The organism is Thermosphaera sp., from assembly GCF_059755995.1.
In genome coordinates this window covers 1-3,309 of the sequence record NZ_DBOUKL010000012.1, presented here as the reverse complement: position 1 = coordinate 3,309, position 3,309 = coordinate 1, and the positions used below count along the sequence as shown (strand labels likewise).

Sequence of the window (3,309 nt, the reverse complement as noted above, 5' to 3'; positions counted from 1 at the left end):
GCCCTCCACTCTCCGCATTAGCGGGCATCGAGGCCTCGGGAATCATAATTGTTTAAGCCTGCTTTAACTATTAAGCAGTAATAGTGTTGCATGAGGGGTTTGAATGAACAGGGTGCTGGTAACCGGCGGAGCTGGCTTCATCGGGAGCCATCTCGTAGACTACCTGCTCAGCAAGGAGGTTTACGTTAGAGTTGTCGATAATTTGAGCAGCGGGAGGCTTGAGCATGTCTCACACCACTTCGGGAACAAGCTCTTCGAGTTTGTTGAAGGGGATTTGAAAAACCCTGGGACAGCTTTGAAAGCTGTTGAAGATGTTGACACGGTCTTCCACCTAGCGGCAAACCCTGAGGTAAGGCTGAGCGTTACCGAGCCCATTGTGCACTTCAACGAGAACCTGCTCGCCACCTTCAACCTGCTCGAAGCCTGCAGGAGGAAGGGGAGCGTCAAGCTGTTCGTTTTCGCAAGCTCCAGCACGGTGTATGGGGATGCAAGCGTGCTTCCAACCCCTGAGACGCATGAGGTCAAGCCTATAAGCGTCTACGGTGCCAGCAAGGCTGGTTGCGAAGCCCTGTTATCATCCTACTCACACCTCTACGGTTTCAAAGGGGTTTCACTACGCTACGCTAACATCGTGGGGCCTAGGCTTAGGCACGGGGTAATATACGACTTCATCGTGAAGCTCTCGAAGAACCCGCGGGAGCTTGAAATACTGGGCGACGGCTCCCAGAGGAAGAGCTACCTACACGTGAGAGATGCTGTTGAAGCAACGTTAACGGCTGCCGAGAAGTCGCAGAGCATTTACGACTGCTTCAACGTGGGGAACGAGGACTGGGTGACTGTTACCGAGATAGCTGATATTGTTTCAAAAGCAATGGGTGTTAAACCCTCCTACAGGTTTGTCGCAACCGTTAAGGATGGGAGAGGGTGGCCAGGGGACGTGAAGCTAATGCTCCTCAGTATTGAGAAGATTAAGAAGCTGGGCTGGGCCCCCAGGCTCTCCAGCAGGGAGGCTGTTGAGGAAACGGCTAGGGCACTGGTGGCTGAGCTGGGCTTGAAGTAGCTTGTGAAACCCGGCTACCCGAGCGTGACCAGGAGCCTGGTTAGAACAGACCCTGCGTAGGCAACAGCCATCATTAAAACCACTGTCAACGCTACATGCCTAGCGCTCCTTGTCTCAGAGTATATTGCTGAGAGAGTGGCTAGGCAGGGGACGTAGAGGACTGTGAAAACCGCCAGAGGGATGAGCTCGGCATCCGTCAACCCTATCAGGACTGCAGCCTGCCTCACCGTTGAAGACCCTGAGACAACCAGGAGCGAGGATATGAACAGCTCCTTGGCGAAAAACCCTGTGAGCAGTGCGAACAAAACCATCCAGGCACCGGGACCGGAGATCCCTAAGGGCTGGAGCAGTGGGGTTAAAACCCTCGATGCTTCCGCTGCAACGCTCTCCGAAGGGTCTAGCGTAAGCTCCAGGGAGGGGGAGACATGGGTTAGAAGCCACACCGCCACGCTAGCTGTCAGTATTACCAGCCCAGCCCTCTTAAGGAAGTGTTTCAGATCGCTCCAAACCATCCACCATAAAACCCTGGGGACAGGCTTGTGCACAGGGGGGACCTCGAGGAGGAGCTCAGGGCTCCTCTTCCTAGGCTTGTCCTGAACCCTGTATAAAGCATAGTTAACAGTGATGAACGCTAGGAATGCTGCCAAGTACCCTGCTATCACGAGGAGGCTGCTTGAAAACGTTGACAAGGCGGTGGAGAGGGCGAGGATAACTATCAGCCTAGCCTGGCAGGGGATGAAGGGCAGTGTTACGGTGAGCCTCAGCCTCTCCCTCAGGCTGATGCTAGCCCTCGTGGCAAGGATTGCCGGCACGTTGCAACCTAGCGAGAGGGTTAGAGGGAATATCGACGCCCCTGACAACCCGATCTTCGAGGTTAAATAGTGCGCGCCAATAGCCATCCTAGGCAACACGCCGCTGTCCTCGAGCGCGGCAAGGATCAAGCTGACTACGAGTATCAATGGGATGAAGGTTAAAACAGCCCCGACACCCCCGATCACTCCCTCAGCTATCAGGGAGGCTGCAAACGGGTTTCCAACCGCTTCCGCAACCCATTCCTGAACCCTTCCCAAATACTCCTCCATCAGCCCTGAGACACTGTGTTTCTCAACAGCCTCAGCCAACCCCTCCTGCCCGAGAATGCTGAGCAGGGTGGTGAGCGGGAAGCCCGTGTTAATCGTGAACACTGCAAGGAACATCAGGGTTATGATGAGAATGCTTGCCAAAGGGCCGAGCACAGGGTTGTAGAAGAACCTGTACTTGAACCCTGCCCCTGCAACCTTTTTCTTAACAATACCGGCGCCCAGCACCTCCAGGATGAACTGGAAGCGCTTGGAGGCGGTGAAGGCTGCTAAATCCCTGCCCACAATCCGCTGTGCCTCGCTCCTGACAGCTCTAATCTTGTTTAAAACCTCCTCTCCAGCCTCCCTCAGCAGTTTCTCCTCGAGATCAACATCCCCCTCCAGGAGCTTGACCGCGAGCCACCTCGACGGGTAGTTGGTGAGCACCCTGTGCTCGAGTATTATCCTCTGAACCGAGTCAACGAAGGGCTCGAGCTCGCCGTAGTCCAGGATGAGCAGCGGCTTACCCGGGGGTTTCGAAGCCGTTTCGAGAACCCTGTCTAAGAGGGCTTTAAACCCTCTATCATCAATTATTGATGTTGCAACCACGGGGGCTTTCAGCCTGCTCTGTATTAGATCGTAGTTTATGTGTATACCGTATGAGTGGGCGAGGTCTGTTTTCGTGAAGGCCACTATAACGTTGCCCGTGAGCTCCAGGGCTTCCACCGCAAGGTAAAGGGTTCTCTCGGGGAGGGTTGCGTCAACCAGCACCACCACCGCGTGGGGGTCACCGCTGAGAATATACTCCCTGGACAGCTTCTCCTCAAGCGTTGTCGCCGAGAACCCGTATATCCCGGGCAGGTCTATAAGCCGGATCCTCCTCCCCTTGTACTCGACAACGCCTTCAACCCTCTCAACAGTTGTACCAGGCCAGTTAGCAATCCTAACATCCCCGCCGGTGAGAGCCTTGAAGAGTGATGACTTGCCAACGTTTGGCTGTCCGAGAAGAGCAACCCTTACCTCCACCCAGCACCCTCCCCCACTACTTGAACCCTTACCCTCCTCGCTAAGCCTCTTCCAACAGCTACTTCAACACCCATAACCCTCACGATCACCGGGCCCCTCCAGTTGTTGACGAGGACCTCGATTATGGAGCCTGGGACCAGCCCCATCTGATACATTCTGTAAACC

At 55.0% G+C, this 3,309-nt stretch carries 3 protein-coding genes; 1 reads left to right on the top strand and 2 read right to left on the bottom strand.

Annotation, left to right across the window (positions count from 1 at the left end; translation table 11 throughout):
• Positions 1-103 precede the first annotated feature (103 nt).
• On the top strand, positions 104-1,060 hold the full coding sequence (locus tag AC3OH0_RS01155; RefSeq protein ID WP_498344458.1) for an NAD-dependent epimerase/dehydratase family protein: 957 nt from the start codon (positions 104-106) through the stop codon (positions 1,058-1,060).
• A gap of 14 nt (positions 1,061-1,074) precedes the next feature.
• Here AC3OH0_RS01155 and feoB read toward each other — a convergent pair whose 3' ends face one another.
• Positions 1,075-3,144 carry a ferrous iron transport protein B gene (feoB, locus tag AC3OH0_RS01150; RefSeq protein ID WP_498344457.1) on the bottom strand — a complete coding sequence of 690 codons (2,070 nt, stop codon included), beginning with the start codon at positions 3,142-3,144 and terminating at the stop codon, positions 1,075-1,077.
• Positions 3,135-3,290 (bottom strand): FeoA family protein, encoded by a 156-nt coding sequence (locus AC3OH0_RS01145; protein ID WP_498344459.1) that lies wholly within the window; start codon positions 3,288-3,290, stop codon positions 3,135-3,137. Before AC3OH0_RS01145 ends, feoB begins: the two co-directional genes overlap by 10 nt.
• Between the last annotated feature and the right edge of the window lie 19 nt (positions 3,291-3,309).